The organism is Streptomyces sp. NPDC026394 (assembly GCF_055567735.1).
The window spans coordinates 214,369-227,555 of sequence record NZ_JBVHPX010000008.1 but is presented as its reverse complement, the minus strand read 5'-3'; the positions used below and the strand labels follow the sequence as shown (position 1 = coordinate 227,555).

Annotated in this window: 16 protein-coding genes; 5 read left to right on the top strand and 11 right to left on the bottom strand. The window is 73.1% G+C overall.

Going from position 1 to position 13,187, the window contains the following annotated elements; translation table 11 throughout:
- Window positions 1-69 precede the first annotated feature (69 nt).
- The gene (locus ACZ4QV_RS21010; protein ID WP_361615705.1) at window positions 70-1,146 is read right to left on the bottom strand and encodes a type I phosphomannose isomerase catalytic subunit; all 1,077 of its coding nucleotides are present in this window, start codon (window positions 1,144-1,146) and stop codon (window positions 70-72) included.
- A 252-nt stretch (window positions 1,147-1,398) separates the two neighbouring features.
- Between ACZ4QV_RS21010 and ACZ4QV_RS21005 the strand changes: the two genes are divergently transcribed.
- Window positions 1,399-1,572, top strand: a complete 174-nt coding sequence (locus ACZ4QV_RS21005; RefSeq protein WP_361150475.1) for a CsbD family protein — start codon at window positions 1,399-1,401, stop codon at window positions 1,570-1,572.
- A 113-nt stretch (window positions 1,573-1,685) separates the two neighbouring features.
- Here the strand turns inward: ACZ4QV_RS21005 and ACZ4QV_RS21000 are convergent, their stop codons facing one another.
- From ACZ4QV_RS21000 to ACZ4QV_RS20990, 3 genes are read right to left on the bottom strand one after another with little or no spacing between them, the layout of a single operon-like run.
- Window positions 1,686-1,958, bottom strand: coding sequence for a hypothetical protein (locus tag ACZ4QV_RS21000; protein ID WP_467763232.1), 273 nt, complete (start codon window positions 1,956-1,958; stop codon window positions 1,686-1,688).
- A gap of 45 nt (window positions 1,959-2,003) precedes the next feature.
- The gene (locus ACZ4QV_RS20995; RefSeq protein ID WP_361883602.1) at window positions 2,004-2,216 is read right to left on the bottom strand and encodes a hypothetical protein; all 213 of its coding nucleotides are present in this window, start codon (window positions 2,214-2,216) and stop codon (window positions 2,004-2,006) included.
- A 5-nt stretch (window positions 2,217-2,221) separates the two neighbouring features.
- Entirely contained in the window at window positions 2,222-2,608 is a 387-nt protein-coding gene (locus tag ACZ4QV_RS20990) for a VOC family protein (RefSeq protein WP_361150483.1), read from the bottom strand.
- Between the two features lie 355 nt (window positions 2,609-2,963).
- Between ACZ4QV_RS20990 and ACZ4QV_RS20985 the strand changes: the two genes are divergently transcribed.
- A complete protein-coding gene (locus tag ACZ4QV_RS20985) occupies window positions 2,964-3,638 on the top strand; it encodes a hypothetical protein (protein ID WP_467763231.1) in 675 nt (224 codons plus the stop codon).
- A 106-nt stretch (window positions 3,639-3,744) separates the two neighbouring features.
- Here the strand turns inward: ACZ4QV_RS20985 and ACZ4QV_RS20980 are convergent, their stop codons facing one another.
- A complete protein-coding gene (locus ACZ4QV_RS20980; protein ID WP_361150489.1) occupies window positions 3,745-4,161 on the bottom strand; it encodes an SRPBCC family protein in 417 nt (138 codons plus the stop codon).
- Between the two features lie 255 nt (window positions 4,162-4,416).
- Between ACZ4QV_RS20980 and ACZ4QV_RS20975 the strand changes: the two genes are divergently transcribed.
- Together ACZ4QV_RS20975 and ACZ4QV_RS20970 are read left to right on the top strand one after the other, a co-directional pair.
- Window positions 4,417-4,950, top strand: a complete 534-nt coding sequence (locus ACZ4QV_RS20975) for a 2,4'-dihydroxyacetophenone dioxygenase family protein (protein WP_361150492.1) — start codon at window positions 4,417-4,419, stop codon at window positions 4,948-4,950.
- A 118-nt stretch (window positions 4,951-5,068) separates the two neighbouring features.
- Window positions 5,069-6,079, top strand: coding sequence for a helix-turn-helix domain-containing protein (locus ACZ4QV_RS20970; RefSeq protein WP_467763230.1), 1,011 nt, complete (start codon window positions 5,069-5,071; stop codon window positions 6,077-6,079).
- A gap of 94 nt (window positions 6,080-6,173) precedes the next feature.
- Here ACZ4QV_RS20970 and ACZ4QV_RS20965 read toward each other — a convergent pair whose 3' ends face one another.
- From ACZ4QV_RS20965 to ACZ4QV_RS20955, 3 genes are all read right to left on the bottom strand, one after another.
- On the bottom strand, window positions 6,174-7,550 hold the full coding sequence (locus tag ACZ4QV_RS20965) for a hypothetical protein (RefSeq protein WP_361150497.1): 1,377 nt from the start codon (window positions 7,548-7,550) through the stop codon (window positions 6,174-6,176).
- 483 nt (window positions 7,551-8,033) lie between these two features.
- Complete coding sequence (locus ACZ4QV_RS20960; RefSeq protein ID WP_467763229.1) at window positions 8,034-8,738, bottom strand: ribonuclease H family protein; 705 nt, start codon at window positions 8,736-8,738, stop codon at window positions 8,034-8,036.
- 114 nt (window positions 8,739-8,852) lie between these two features.
- Complete coding sequence (locus tag ACZ4QV_RS20955; RefSeq protein WP_361616545.1) at window positions 8,853-9,860, bottom strand: esterase/lipase family protein; 1,008 nt, start codon at window positions 9,858-9,860, stop codon at window positions 8,853-8,855.
- A 370-nt stretch (window positions 9,861-10,230) separates the two neighbouring features.
- Here ACZ4QV_RS20955 and ACZ4QV_RS20950 point away from each other — a divergent pair, with 370 nt between their 5' ends.
- On the top strand, window positions 10,231-11,436 hold the full coding sequence (locus tag ACZ4QV_RS20950) for a PucR-like N-terminal domain-containing protein (RefSeq protein WP_361150504.1): 1,206 nt from the start codon (window positions 10,231-10,233) through the stop codon (window positions 11,434-11,436).
- Between the two features lie 71 nt (window positions 11,437-11,507).
- Here the strand turns inward: ACZ4QV_RS20950 and ACZ4QV_RS20945 are convergent, their stop codons facing one another.
- The 3 genes from ACZ4QV_RS20945 to ACZ4QV_RS20935 all read right to left on the bottom strand — a co-directional run bounded on the left by ACZ4QV_RS20945 (window position 11,508) and on the right by ACZ4QV_RS20935 (window position 13,121).
- Window positions 11,508-11,837, bottom strand: coding sequence for a DUF3140 domain-containing protein (locus tag ACZ4QV_RS20945; protein WP_361150507.1), 330 nt, complete (start codon window positions 11,835-11,837; stop codon window positions 11,508-11,510).
- A 73-nt stretch (window positions 11,838-11,910) separates the two neighbouring features.
- Complete coding sequence (locus ACZ4QV_RS20940; RefSeq protein ID WP_361150509.1) at window positions 11,911-12,876, bottom strand: endonuclease/exonuclease/phosphatase family protein; 966 nt, start codon at window positions 12,874-12,876, stop codon at window positions 11,911-11,913.
- Window positions 12,873-13,121, bottom strand: coding sequence for a hypothetical protein (locus tag ACZ4QV_RS20935; RefSeq protein ID WP_361150511.1), 249 nt, complete (start codon window positions 13,119-13,121; stop codon window positions 12,873-12,875). Before ACZ4QV_RS20935 ends, ACZ4QV_RS20940 begins: the two co-directional genes overlap by 4 nt.
- Between the last annotated feature and the right edge of the window lie 66 nt (window positions 13,122-13,187).

The following is a 13,187-nucleotide window of genomic DNA, read 5'->3' as shown; positions in this document are numbered from 1 at the left end:
CGAAGTCCTAGAAAAACATGCATATACGGGCGTTTTTTACCTATTTGTAGTAAGCGCTGACGGGACGGTTCACCCGGTCGCGCCGAGCCCCTCGCCCAGGGTGGCGATCACCTCGGGGGCGTGGCCCGCGGCGCGGAGCGGGGCCCGGACGTCGCGTTCCAGGTCGGGGAGGTAGCCGAGGAGCACGTCGGCGGGGCCGTGGACACGGACGCCGGAGACCGTCGCGGCGGGCAGCAGCAGCGTCTCGGCCGGGCCGAGGGTCTCCCGTACCGCACCGCACGTCACCTCCGTCGCGGCGCCGATGTTGCTGAGCACCACGCACGAGTCGAACGCCGGCACGGCGTCCCCCGGCGCCCGTACCCGCCAGTTCTCCAGCGCGAAATACGGCCCGGCACACAGCATCCGGCGCTCCACCCCGCCCTCCGTCGGCAGCCGCAGCCCGCCGTGGAAGTCCGGACGGTGCTCCGGCTTCCACTCGCACAGCAGCGCCTCGACGTTGGCCCGCCACTGCGCGTCGTCGATCGGCGCGCCGTCCTCCATCCGGTGGCGCATCGCATGCTGTTGCAGGTCGGAGGTCTGCTCGATCTCGTAGACGAGGGTGTCGGGGCCGAAGCTGTGCGGCGTGCCGCCCGGGACGTACAAGGTCTGGCCCGCGCGTACGGGCAGGCGCCGCAGGACGGCGTCGAAGTCCTGGTCGAGCAGCGCCCGACGCAGCCGCTCGTGGTCCACGCCCGGCCGTACGCCGGCCAGCGCCGTACTGCCGGGCGGCGCGTACAGGATGTGCCAGGCCTCCGTCTTGCCGTTGGGTTCGCCCTCCCGCTCACGGGCCGCCGTGTCGTCGGGGTGCAGATGGACCGGCAGGGGCCGGCGCGCGTCGATGAACTTCGTCAGCAGCGGGAACCGGGGGCCGCGCCAGCCAGGCCCGACCAGTTCGTCGGGGTGGCTCAGGGCCAGCTCCCGCAGGGTGTGACCGGCCAGCGTCCCGTTCAGGACGTGGGAGTGCTCCCCCTCGACATCACTGACCTCCCACGTCTCCGCCACCGGCCCGTCGGGCAGCCCGGTCCGGCCGAGCCGTTCGGGAACGGCCCGGCCGCCGAAGACATGCTGCTTGACCGGTGTGGTCAGCCGCATCGGATACCAGTTCATCGTTCGAGTACACCCCTGCTTTCCGCGCGTCCGGACTCATTACGCCGACCGCTGGCGCGCCCCGGGCCGGCCGTACGGCGGACGTGGCGGTGCCGGCGTGGCGCGGGTGCCCGGGCGCGGACCGGCCGAATCCCGCCCCCCTTTGTCGGCACGGGGATTTCCGCCCGTACGAAATCGCTCTGTTTACCGGCCGGGTCCACGGGCACGCGACTGACTGTCAAGGAAACGGCTCGACCGAAAAGGAGCGCGACCATGACCGCCGACAAGAAGGCTTCCACGAAGGCCGAGCGCGCCAAGGGCGCGGTGAAGGAGAACGTCGGCCGTGCGGTCGGCAACGAACGCATGACGGCGGAGGGCCGCGCGGAACGCGCCAAGGGCGACGTACGCGAGGCGGGCGAGAAGGCCAAGGACGCCTTCAAGCGGTGACATTCCCGGTGTGACCTGCCTCTTGGGCGCAGCGCCCTGATGTGACCCTTGGTGCCCCCGCGCAGTCTTCTGCGCGACCCTCTGAAAGACGCACGCGGATATGCGCGTACAGATCAGAGTTCCGGGCGGTGGCTCGGCGGAATTCCCGCCGGACCACCGCCCGGCCCATTTTCCCGGAACATGTCCGGGACGTTTCGGCGGAACTCAGCGGCCGCGGACGACCAGTCCCGCATGGCCGCGGGGAGCATGGTCAGCGTGTAGAACCACCACACGGGGTCGGCCCGCAGCGCGGCACACAGCAGGAGGTCGGCCGCCAGGCACCCGCCGAACACCAGCAGGGCCCGGCCCGTACGGTCCGACCGGACTCCGAGCAGGTACGCCGTCACGGCCAGCGCCGGCAGACAGCCGTTCCCCGGGGTGACGGAAACTGGTCAGGCCCAGCGCGCACAGCCCGTCGGCGACGACCACGGCTGCCCCTGGCCACCTGCGGCCGCCCGCCACCACCGCGGCCAGGACGAGCGGCGGCAGCACCAGTCCCACGGCGACCGGGCCCGCGGGTGGTCCCGGTGGTCCAGCACGGCGGCCACCGACAGCACGGCCCACCACGCCGCGTCGCGGACGGCCGGGCCCGTCTTGACCGCCATCGCCGTTACGCCTCGGCGTCCTGCGGGTACCAGCGCAGCTCGACCGTGTTGCCGTCCGGGTCCAGGACGTACACGGACTGCGCGTCGCCCCGGGCGCCGTACCGCCGGCCGGGGCCGTCCACGACCGTGAAGACGCCCGAGTCGATGACCTGCTGCCAGTCCAGCGGCTCGACGACCAGGCAGATGTGGTCGACGTTGGACTCGCCGCGATCCCCTTCGACGAGGTCGATGATGGTCGTCGGGCTCACGCGGGCGGAGGGGAACGGGACCTCGCCCGCGCGCCACTCCTCGACGCGTACCGGTTCCAGGCCCAGCGGGCCGCAGTAGAAGCCGAGGGCGCGCTCGGCGTCCGCGACGTTGAGGACGAGGTGGTCGAAGGCGATGACGCGCATGGGAATCGTCCGTCTCCTGGAGAATGAAGGGGTTCTTGCGGTGCGGTCCGCCGCTGGTCGGCGGCCCGTGGTGGACGATAGCGGGCGCGCCCGGCCGTGTGATCGGCCGTCGGGACTGCGTCCGAGGTCCCGGTCGGAGGCGACGGAGGTCCCGGTCGGTGACGGACCGGCCGGTGACGCCATTGATCCAGACCAATAGGGACGTTTCTGGATCAACTATAACTTTACTGTCACTTGGTGTTATGGGGACTCTGTTTACACCAGCCTCTCAGGCAACAGGCGGCGGCCGTTGGCCTGTTGACGGGTCAACGGCCGACCGCGTTCACGAGGCAGGGCGAGAAGCAGGGGCAGAGACATGGCGAGGAACCGCACCGTGCGGTACGGAGGGCGTGCGCTGGTGCTCGCGGCGACGGCCGCGGGCCTGGTCGCGGCGGTGACCGTGCCCGCAGCGGCGGCCGACGGCCCGGACCGCAGGCAACTGATAGCCGACTGCGCTTCCGGCGAAGGCAAGTGCACCTTCAACGAGCCGGTACTCGGCACGGCGTACCTGGGCGACTTCCGGCAGGTCTCCAGCTCGCTCCACAACTGCACCACGTCCCCCGCCACCCAGTCGATGGGCTGGTCGGACACGGTGGGCTCCAGCGACTCGGCCGGTGTCTCCGTCACCGCGGGCGGCAAGCTCGCGGGCATCATCGACCTCGGCGTCACCGCGACGTACAGCCACACCTGGTCCAGCTCGCACACCGAGAACAGCTCGCTGAACATGACGGTGCAGCCCGGCGAGGTGGGCTGGATCTCGCGCGCCCAGGTGATGCAGACCGTCTCGGGCACCTGGCAGACCCACTACGACAGCCCCAAGTGGGGGCACTACTACTGGTTCGTCCCCGACACCGTCACCGGCCCGGCCGCCAACGGTACGGACGGCGTCAGCAACGCGGTGGTGGTCAAGACCCGCAAGATGACGGCGTCCGGGAAGGCGTCCTGCGCCACCGGCGCGCACCGGGGGGAGACCTTCCGGCTGAAGCGCTGAGGACGGGCCGCGTACGGGGGCGCGGCCACGGCCGCCGCGGGCGGTCGTCCGTACGGCACCGTGTCCGCCCGTGGACGCGGAGTCCCCGCCCGTACGCCCACCTCCGTCAGCCGGCGGCGCCACCGTCCATGCGCAGCCGTACCAGCTCGTCCAGGCGCTCCAGACTGCGGTCCAGCTCGTCGGTCACCGCGTCGGCGCCGGGGTCGTGCTGCTCGTCGAAGAAAGACAGGTGGACCGTCACCTCGCTGGCGCCGCTGCCGATGCCGGCGACCTGGAGCCAGCCGGCGTAGCTGCCGCTGTCCCTGGTGCCCCACTCCAGCCGCATCTGCTCCCGCTCGGCGCGGAAGAGACCGGCCTCGTCCTCGCCCGTACGGTCCTCGTGCACCGTCACGGCCGGCAGGTCCGCCGCCTCCACGTGCAGTCCCTGCGGCAGCCAGCTGTCGAGTTGTCCCACGACACTCGCCTGATCGAACACATGCTCAGGCAGCGCGGGCATCGTACGGGAACGCTCGTATTCGCTCATGCCAAACCCATCGTCGTCGCAAGCCTTCCGTGCCCCCTCCGTAAGCGTCTGCCCGCAGAAGGCGTGTGAAGGCCCCACAACCACCCGTTCGCTGTGACAGGTCCGCCCTTCAGCCTCACCGCCACCGGCCACGACGGCGGGCGGCGGCGACGGCGGCAACAGGCAAGCGCGGTGTCCGTCCCGGGGAAGACAGGGCGGCCGTGGCCGGGTTGACTTCCGGCCACCCACCCGACCGGACGGAATGCGGAGCACGCCATGCCCGAGCAGCCAGGCGACGAGTTATGGAAGAACCTCCAGCCGATCAAGGACTCCTTCAAGCCGGACGCCCTGCCCGAGGTGTACATCCAGGGCGCCGCCACCGACGACGACCGGTACTACGCCCCCTTCACCGAGACCGTCGGCTCCCGCCCGCTGTGGATCAACGTCAAGGACAACACCTGGTCCGACATCCTGTACGCCAGGGAAGCGGGGCTGGTCAACCGGCACTACCACCCGCACGAGGTGTTCGCCTACACCCTCTCCGGCACGTGGGGTTACCTGGAGCGGCCCTGGACCGCGACGGCCGGGGACTTCGTGTACGAGGCGCCGGGCGAGGGCCACACCCTGGTCGCGTACGCGAGCGACGCGCCCATGAAGACCCTGTTCATCGTCAAGGGGCCGCTCATCTGGCTCGACGAGGACGGCGGGCCCACCGGCTACTTCGACGTGCACGACTACATCGCCATGTGCCGCGCCCACTACGAGCGGGTGGGCCTCGGCGCCGACTACGTCGACGGCCTGTTCCGCTGAGCGGGCGCCGCCCTTCCCGGCCCGTGTCCGGGCGCGGCGTCCCGGAGTAGGCTGCGCCTCCCGGCCCGGCCCCCCGGGGTCGCGCCACCGGACGCTCGCTCACGGCAAGGAGGCGGAGTTGCCCGGACATCCCGCCCCCGGCTACTCCCGTATGTCCACCCGGTCCGTCGCCCCGGCGGACCGGGTGGACCTGTGGGAGGACTACAACCGTCAGGCCCTGGTCGGCCTGCGCTGCTCCCCGCACTCCGAGGACGGCCTGCCGGCCACCCAGACCGACACCGGGCTCGGCAGTCTGCGGCTCGCCGACATCGCCGACATCGCCGGCAACGAGCACGTCGTCGAACGCAGCCCCCAGACCTGCCGGACGTCCCCCAAGGACTCGGTCTTCGCCTCGCTGCTCGTCTCCGGCCAGGCGGTCTTCCTGCACAGCGGCGGCTGCTTCACCCTCGGCACGGGCGACCTGGTCCTCTACGACACCCGCCGCTCGTACCTGCTCGGATTTCCCACCGCGATGCGCCAACTGCTGGTGGACGTCCCCCGCGAGGTGTTCACCGAGCGGTGCCTGCCCGGCGGGGTGCCCACGCCGCTGGTCTTCAGCAGCGGTACGGCGGCCGAGGCGCCGCTCCTGCGCCGCCTCGAAACCGTCCTGTCCGCCCGCTTCGGCCGCCCGGACCCCGGCGACACGGCGGCGGCCGAGCGCCGCGTGCTGGAGCTGGTGCACTGCCTGGCCGTACGCGGCGGCCCGGACGGCACGGACCGGGGCGCCCGGCTGCTGCTGGCCCGGGACCACATCGACCGGCACCTCGCCGACCCCCGGCTGTGCGCCGCCCACGTGGCGGCCGCGCTCGGCATCTCCACGCGGCAACTGAGCCGGGACTTCCGGCGGGCCGGCCTGAGCCCGTCCCGCCACATCCTCGAACGCCGCCTGGAACGGGCCCGGCAGCAACTCTCCGACCCGGCGTCGGCCCGGCTGACGGTCGCGGACATCGCCCACCGCTGGGGATTCGCCAGCCAGCCGCACTTCACCCGCGTCTTCCGTGAGCACTTCGGCCGGACACCGGGCGAACTCCGCCCGCCCCGCCCTGCCCGGGGCGGCGGGCAGGAGAATGCCCTCCGCGCGGAGAACTGAGCGCGCGGAGGGCAGCGGGCCCGTACCGGCCGCCGTGCACGTCGGCCGGTACGGGCCCGTCCGGGATCAGACGTCCGAAATCAGCCTTACGGGATCAGTCGTCCGACAGCGGGACGTTGTAGACGACACGGCCGTTCAGCTCGGGGCGGGGGCGCACGTACTTGCGGTACGGGGACTCGTTGGAGACCCAGAGCTGTTCGGTGGCGGGCCAGTACGACAGGTTCTCGGCGGCCGCCGGGGTACGGCTCCACACGCGCACGGCACCGCCCGAGTCGCCCCGGTACAGGCAGTACGGCTCACCGAACACCCGGCGGGCGTCCGGGCACATCGCGGTGAAGTAGAACCGTTCGTCGTGCTGGACGACGCCCTGCGGTCCGGCCAGCGGAACACGGTACCCGGCACTGGCCCGTACCAGCCCGCGCTCGTCGGAGCGCAGCAGGTGGGACGACGGGCTCAGCGGCCAGCGCACCACACGGGAGGTCGGCGAACTGGTCTCGACGGTCACCAGCGACGGCGCGAACGACGCACCGTGGTCGATGGAGGCGCCGCTGAAGCACGGCGTCTCGTCCGTCCTGCTCCCGCACCCGTTACGGCCGACGAAGGAGTACTGCGCGACCTGCGGCAGCGCCGCCGCCTGCCAGTTGGCGCTCACCGAGCCGCGGCGCACTCCCACGCGCCCGGAGGACGTGGTGGTGGCCCACAGGTGGCGTACGTCGAAGACGCGCAGCCGCTCGCTGCTGTACAGGAAGAGGTAGGGGCCGTACCAGGAGAGGGTGTCGCCGTGGCCCTTCAGAGCGGTGAACCCGCCCTGGCCCCGCGGGGTCACGAGCAGGGCACTGCGGTACCGGGGCCGTCCCCGGTCGGTGACGTCCGTGAAGGACACCTTCATGAAGTGGTCGATCTGCTTGGCGCCGCGCCAGGGCCGGTTCGCGGGGTTGCGCGGGGCGCTGGGGTGGTCGTAGCTGGACGCCCAGCTCGCGGCGACGATGCTGCGCCCCTGCCAGCGGCCCGAGCGCGGCTCGGCCTCACCGGACCCGGTGAGCCCCTGCGGAACGTACGCCCAGCCCAGGTCGTCCGCCGACCCGCGCTGCCAGCAGAAGCCGTCCGCGCCGGACAGCGGCACCCTGGTCGGACAGCGCGACAGGTGCACCGCCGCCTGCGGACGGGAGTTCAGCCAGGACGTGAGGGAAGCCGGACGCAGCTCACGGTGGCGTCGTTCGAGCGCCAGCACGCGTCCGCGGTCCGACCCGTCGTACCGGAGCTGGAAGCCCTGGTGGCCGATGGGGGTGATGACCCCCCTGGACCTGCCGCCGGGCATGGCCCGCTGCGGGAGCTGTTCGTGCTGGAAGGCCCGCTGCTCGCCCGCGTGGGCGTAGCGGGACGAGTCCGCGGCGGCCGGCGGCGGCTCCTGGGACGTCGCCGCCGGGGCGCCGACCGTGAGGGCGGCCGCCAACGACCCTACAGCGGCCACCAGGGCTGTACACCGAGAAAACTTCAATTCTACCAGCCACTCTTTCCGCAATTCCGTCCCCGGGCCGCGCGCACGGCGCCGCCGGGATGCGGCGCGGTGCAGACGCGGGGCGGGGGGAGGTGGTTGCAGCGTCATGGGGCTCCCCGAATGGCAGCTCCCTGATCACGGCAGAAAGGATTCCACCGATGGGCCGCCTTGGTGGAGTACGTCGGCGTCAACAGGCACGTACTTCACCCGTACGAGGTATGCGTGGCAAGGACGATGCTGGTACTGAATCGTTTTCGTCAGTAAATAGGATGAGCTTTTGAGAAAGCAATACGAGTGTCGGAGCGGGTCGTCACGCTCATATTTCCGAGGAATTGCCCGCGGCGGGGGCGGTGGCCATGCGATCCGCCGAGCGGCACCACATTCTCCCGTACGTATGCGAGAGTCACGGATGCGCAGCCGCCCCGCGGGTGGCCCGCGGGGCGGCTGCGTACGGTGCTATCCGGCCGCTCCGGCGCACGCGGGGTGACCCCACCCGTCCGGGTTCTTCGCGATCGTCTCGCCCTTGCCGTACGACTGTCCGCACCGGCACTGGCCGGGGAACCGCGCCGTGACGGAACCGCCCCGCGGCCGCGCGCCCTTGCCGGCCCGCGCGGACGGGACGCGGGCGGCCGACGACTGCCGGGGCCGCCCGCCGGACGCCGCGCCGGCCGGTTCCGGCGCGGGGAGCGCGGAGCCCAGGGCGCTGCCGATGGCCTGCTGGGTGCGCGCGGTCTCGCTGGCGGCGCCGTCCGCCGCCGCGTTCAGCGGGTCGCCGTCGACCTGGTGGGCCGGTACGTAGACGAACTCCACCGTCCGCCCGGTGAGCAGCTCGTCGATGCCGACGATCAGGTCACGGTTGGCCACCGGCTTGCCCGCCGCGGTCTTCCAGCCCTTCTTGCGCCAGCCCGGCAGCCAGGTGGTGACCGCCTTCATCGCGTACTGCGAGTCCATCCGCACCTGGAGCGGCACGGCGGGGTCGGTGGCCGCCAACAGCTCCCGCAGCGCGGTCAGTTCCGCCACGTTGTTGGTCGCGGTGCCCAGCGGGCCGGCCGCCCAGCGCTCCACCGTCCCCGCGCCGTCCCCGACGACCCATGCCCAGGCCGCGGGCCCGGGGTTCCCTTTCGACGCCCCGTCGCACGCGGCTGTGATCTGTTCTGCCATCCCTCGATACTGCCAGCCTTCGCGGCCCGCGTTGACCACCGGCCCGCCCGGCCCCAGGAGCCCCGGCGGCCGGGCGGGGCCGGTGGCCCGCCCGGCCACCGGGGCCGTACCGGCTCAGCAGGTGGGGCGCTGGGCGTGGGCCGGGTCGAGGGCGTTCTGGACGAGGCGGGTCGCCGTCCGGTCGTAGGTGATGTTGATGTGGGCGGTGGTGTTGAGAAGGCAGTGGCTCTGGATCGTCTGGTTGCTGACGTTGCGGGCCGGTGCCAGGAACGCCGAGGTGTACGGGGTCACGACCTCGTCGTACCAGGTGGCGATCACGGTGTAGTCGACGTCCGGATCGGTCTCGCCGCCCGCGTTCAGCTCCTTCAGGAAGCGCGAGCCGACGATCTGCTGCTCGCAGGCGGGACAGGCCGCGCCGACGACGACGTCCGCGCCGGGTATCAGCCGGGCCAGCAGGCCCAGGCCGAGGAGCGAGGTGCCGTGGTTGGACGGGACGAGGGCCACCAGGCGGCCGACCTTCGCCGCCCCGCCCAGGTTCTTGATGTAGTGCCGCGGCAGCATGCCGCCCTGCGAGTGCCCGACGATGTCGACCTTGTCCGCGCCGGTCGCCGCCCGCACCCGGTCGACGAACGCGGCGAGCTGTCGGGCCGAGGCGGCGATGTCGCCGGTGCCCAGGACCGGGCCCTCGGTCCCGCCGTAGTTGAGGGCGAAGACGCAGTACCCGTCGTCCTTGAGCTTGGGGGAGAGAGCGGCCCAATTGGCGTACCGGTTCTCGAAGGTGCCGTGGACGAGGACGACCGGACGGGGGTGCGCGCGGCCCGGCTCGCACGTCCAGTCGTTGGCGCCGGTGGGGAGGGCGGTGGGCCGGGTCGTGGAGTAGAGGAAGGCGGACAGGAAGTTGCCCTGCGGCGGGCCGACGGGGTCGGCGGCGGTGGACGTGCCCGAGGTGGTCGTAGCGGGCGCGGAGGCCGTCGTGGGTGCCGAGGCCGTCGTGCGTGCCGCGGCTGTCGCGGGTGCCGCGGTGGCTCCGGCCAGTACCAGGCCGACCGCCACCGCGAGCCCGGTCAGCGGGGCGATCGGACGTCTCCGGTGTCTTGCGCGCATGGTCCCGTTGCTGCGCATCAGTTGTTCTCCTCATGCCGTGGTTCGGTACGGGCGCCACAAGGGCGGACACCACGGCGCCGGACCGGCGTACCGGGGCCGCGTGGTGCGTGCGGCGTCCGGGAAGCTACCGGCGCGTCATGTCGGGACCACGTTCGCGCCGTACGGCCCGTGGCACCAGGGAAAGCGGTGAGGAGAGGGGAAAGGTGTCATCCGCGTGACACTTCCGTACACCACCGGGTCAGCCGCCGCAGCCTCCGTACAGCGGCCCGGAGGCGGGACGGCTCGTGCGACCGCCCGCACAAGGCTGGACCGGCGGGGCCGGGAGAGGGCACGATCCCGGCCCGGGGACATGCGCGTCCCGCCGTCCACGGTCCGGAGGAGACCCGCGATGCACACAACGCCGGGTGACACGTTCGCGCGCGGCCCCTGGCACGAACTGCCCACGGTGTTCGGCGCGTTGCTGCGCCCCCGGATCGACGCCATCGCCTCCGGGATGGTCGAGGCCATCCGCCGGGAAGTGCCCGCCTACCGGCGCCCGCTCGACTCCTCCGTGGGCCGGGACCTGGTCGCTTCGGTGTGCCGCGCGATGCGCCAGTTCGCGGAACTGACGGAGGCCCCGGAGAGTCCACAGGGCCACCACGTACGGCACTTCCGCCACCTGGGCCGCGTGGAGTTCCTCAACGGGCGCACCACGGACGGGCTCCAGGCCGCCTTCCGGGTCGGCGCGCGGGTCGGCGGACGCCGTTACGCCGAGATCGCCCGTACGGCCTCGCTGCCCACCGAGATCGTCCTGCCGCTGCACGAAGCCGTACTGACCCACATCAACGCCCTGTCCAACGAGGCGGTCAGGGGCTTCGTCGCCGCCCAGGCCCACGCGGAGGACGAGGTGCAGCGCAGTCGGCGGTCCTTGGCGCAGGCGCTGCTGGAACAGCCGCACGGCGCGGCCCGCGAACCGCTCGAACCCCTCGCGGCGCGGGCCCGCTGGCCACTGCCCGCCGAGGTCGCCTGCCTCGTCGTACGCGGTGCGGCGGGCAGCCGCCGCACCGTGCCGTGGCCGGACGCGCTGGTGCTGCCGCGCGGCGCCGATCTCGTCGCGGTCCTTCCGGAGCCGACCGGCGGCGGCCCCGCCGGGACCGCGGACGTACGCGCCGCGGTCCGCGGCCGTACCGCGGCGCTCGGACCGGCCGTCGCGCCGCGCGACGCCTGGCTGTCCCTCGTCTGCGTACGGCTCGCGCTCAACCACCACCGGGACACGGGCGCGCCGGACGGCGCGTTCCTGACCGTCGGCGACCGGCTGGCCGACGTCCATCTGCTCGGCGGCGCGCACATCGGGCGCCTGCTGGGGGACCGCGCACTGGGCGTCCTCGACGGGCTGCCCGCGGGCCGGGCGGCACGGCTGGCGGAGACGCTCGAAGCGCTCCTGATGTCCTGGGGCCGTACCGCCCCCGAGGTCGCCCGGGCCCTCGGCATCCACCCGCAGACGGCCCGCAAACGCCTGCGGCACCTGGACGCGCTCTTCGACGGCCGGCTCGCCGACCCAGGGTTCCGCTTCGAGGCGCTGCTGGCGCTGCGCACCAGGGCGCTACGGGGCTGAGCCGTACGGGCCGCCCGGTACGGGACAAGCGCCCGGTACGGGGCCGCCGTGCAGCCGGGGCGGCCCGGTGCTCACTCCTTCAGCGGGTCGTGGCCGATGTCCATCAGGCCATGACGCCAGTCCGCGCCGCCGGCCTTCGGGTCCGTGCCCTCCGGGTGCTGGCTGCCGACGATCTCCACGACGCGGCGCATCGCCTCGGCGTCGCTGCCGGTGAGGTCGGTGCGGCGCTTGCCCAGGATCTCCAGCACCTGCCGTCCCAGGGGTCGCCCGGCCCGGTCGGGAACCTCCTCGCTGTTCTCGCCCGCGGACTCGACGCTCAGCCATTCCCGCAGCTCACGTGAGGTCATGTTGACGGCCTTGTGGAACTCGTCCCACAGCCCGTCGTCGATCTGCGCTGTCATGGACGCCTCCTGGAGATCGCTTCGAACGTACGCACACTGGGTGTCCGGTGGCCCGCCCGGACAAACCCGGCGCTCACCCGCGCAGCCCCACCAGCACCGGCCGGTGGTCGCTGCCGAGGCGGTCGGGGAGCACGGTGGCCCCGGTGGTGCGCAGCCCGCGGACCAGTACGTGGTCGATGCGGACGAGCGGGAACGCCGCGGGCCAGGTGAAGCCCGGGCCCCGCCCGGCGGCGCGCTGGGCGGAGGCGAGCTGCCGGGCCAGCGGCGCCAGGCCCCGGTCGCGCAGACTGCCGTTCAGATCGCCCAGCAGCACCACGCGCGCGGCCCGGTCCGCGCCGATCCGGGACGCCAGCTCGGCCGCGCTGCGATCGCGTGCCCCTGTGGTGAAGCCCGCGTCGGCGCGGACGCGTACGGACGGCAGGCGCACGGCGTAGAAGGCGGTGTCGCCTCCGGGGGTACGGACCAGGGCCCGTATCGCGTGCGGCCAGGCGCCGCCCAGGTCCAGGGCCGTCACCTCACGCACCGGGTGACGCGACCACAGGCCCAGGGTGTTCGCGGTGGTGTGGTGGGGGTAGGCCGCGCCGAGCGCCTTCTCGTACGCGGGCAGGGCGGCTGCCGGGACCTTCTCCAGCGCGACCACGTCGGCGCCCGTGCCGGTCACCTGCCGGGCGACGTCGGCGGGGGAGGTGCGGTCGCCGCCGACGTTGTACGTCAGGACGTGGAAGTCGGCCCGCGCGCCGTCCCCTCCCGGAAGGTAACCCGGCAGGAACTGACAGGCCCACACGACCGCGGGCACCAGCGCCGCGGCCACCCCCACCACGGAGCGGCGCAGCGCCGCCCACCCGAGCAGGACCGGGACCGCGGCGCCGAACCAGGGCAGCGCGGTCTCGACCAGGCTGCCCAGATGGCCCGGCGTGTTGGGCAGCAGGCCGGGGAAGGCCAGCAGGGCGGCGAGGAGCAGGGCCGGTACGGCCGTCCGGAGTCCGGGCCGCCGCCGGGCACCGGCAGCGCCCCGGGCCGGCCCCCGCCGCCGGTTCACCGACGCCGCCCGTCCGTACGGCGTGAGAGGCAGCGCCAGCCCGCGACGGCGAACCCGACCGCGGTGCAGCCGGCCCCCAGGAGCCCCGCGCAGATGAGCCGGGTGGCGGCCGGCGGCGACAGGGCGACGGCGGCCACCACCACCGCCGGGAGGACGGCCACGGCGAGCAGGACGCGGATGCCCTCCGCCACGCCGGTGCGGTTCGCGGACGAGCCGGGTGCGGTCTTGCGCTGGCGCTGGTGCATGGTGCTTCTCCTCGGGTACGGGCCGGAGCCACTCGCGGATGACGGCTCCCGTCGGCCCGGGATGCC

Coding starts and splice junctions, on each gene's coding strand:
- ACZ4QV_RS21010 (WP_361615705.1), bottom strand. CDS start 1,146: ATGAACTGGTATCCGATGCGGCTGACCACACCGGTCAAGCAGCATGTC.
- ACZ4QV_RS21005 (WP_361150475.1), top strand. CDS start 1,399: ATGACCGCCGACAAGAAGGCTTCCACGAAGGCCGAGCGCGCCAAGGGC.
- ACZ4QV_RS20995 (WP_361883602.1), bottom strand. CDS start 2,216: ATGGCGGTCAAGACGGGCCCGGCCGTCCGCGACGCGGCGTGGTGGGCC.
- ACZ4QV_RS20990 (WP_361150483.1), bottom strand. CDS start 2,608: ATGCGCGTCATCGCCTTCGACCACCTCGTCCTCAACGTCGCGGACGCC.
- ACZ4QV_RS20985 (WP_467763231.1), top strand. CDS start 2,964: ATGGCGAGGAACCGCACCGTGCGGTACGGAGGGCGTGCGCTGGTGCTC.
- ACZ4QV_RS20980 (WP_361150489.1), bottom strand. CDS start 4,161: ATGAGCGAATACGAGCGTTCCCGTACGATGCCCGCGCTGCCTGAGCAT.
- ACZ4QV_RS20975 (WP_361150492.1), top strand. CDS start 4,417: ATGCCCGAGCAGCCAGGCGACGAGTTATGGAAGAACCTCCAGCCGATC.
- ACZ4QV_RS20960 (WP_467763229.1), bottom strand. CDS start 8,738: ATGGCAGAACAGATCACAGCCGCGTGCGACGGGGCGTCGAAAGGGAAC.
- ACZ4QV_RS20955 (WP_361616545.1), bottom strand. CDS start 9,860: ATGCGCAGCAACGGGACCATGCGCGCAAGACACCGGAGACGTCCGATC.
- ACZ4QV_RS20950 (WP_361150504.1), top strand. CDS start 10,231: ATGCACACAACGCCGGGTGACACGTTCGCGCGCGGCCCCTGGCACGAA.
- ACZ4QV_RS20945 (WP_361150507.1), bottom strand. CDS start 11,837: ATGACAGCGCAGATCGACGACGGGCTGTGGGACGAGTTCCACAAGGCC.
- ACZ4QV_RS20935 (WP_361150511.1), bottom strand. CDS start 13,121: ATGCACCAGCGCCAGCGCAAGACCGCACCCGGCTCGTCCGCGAACCGC.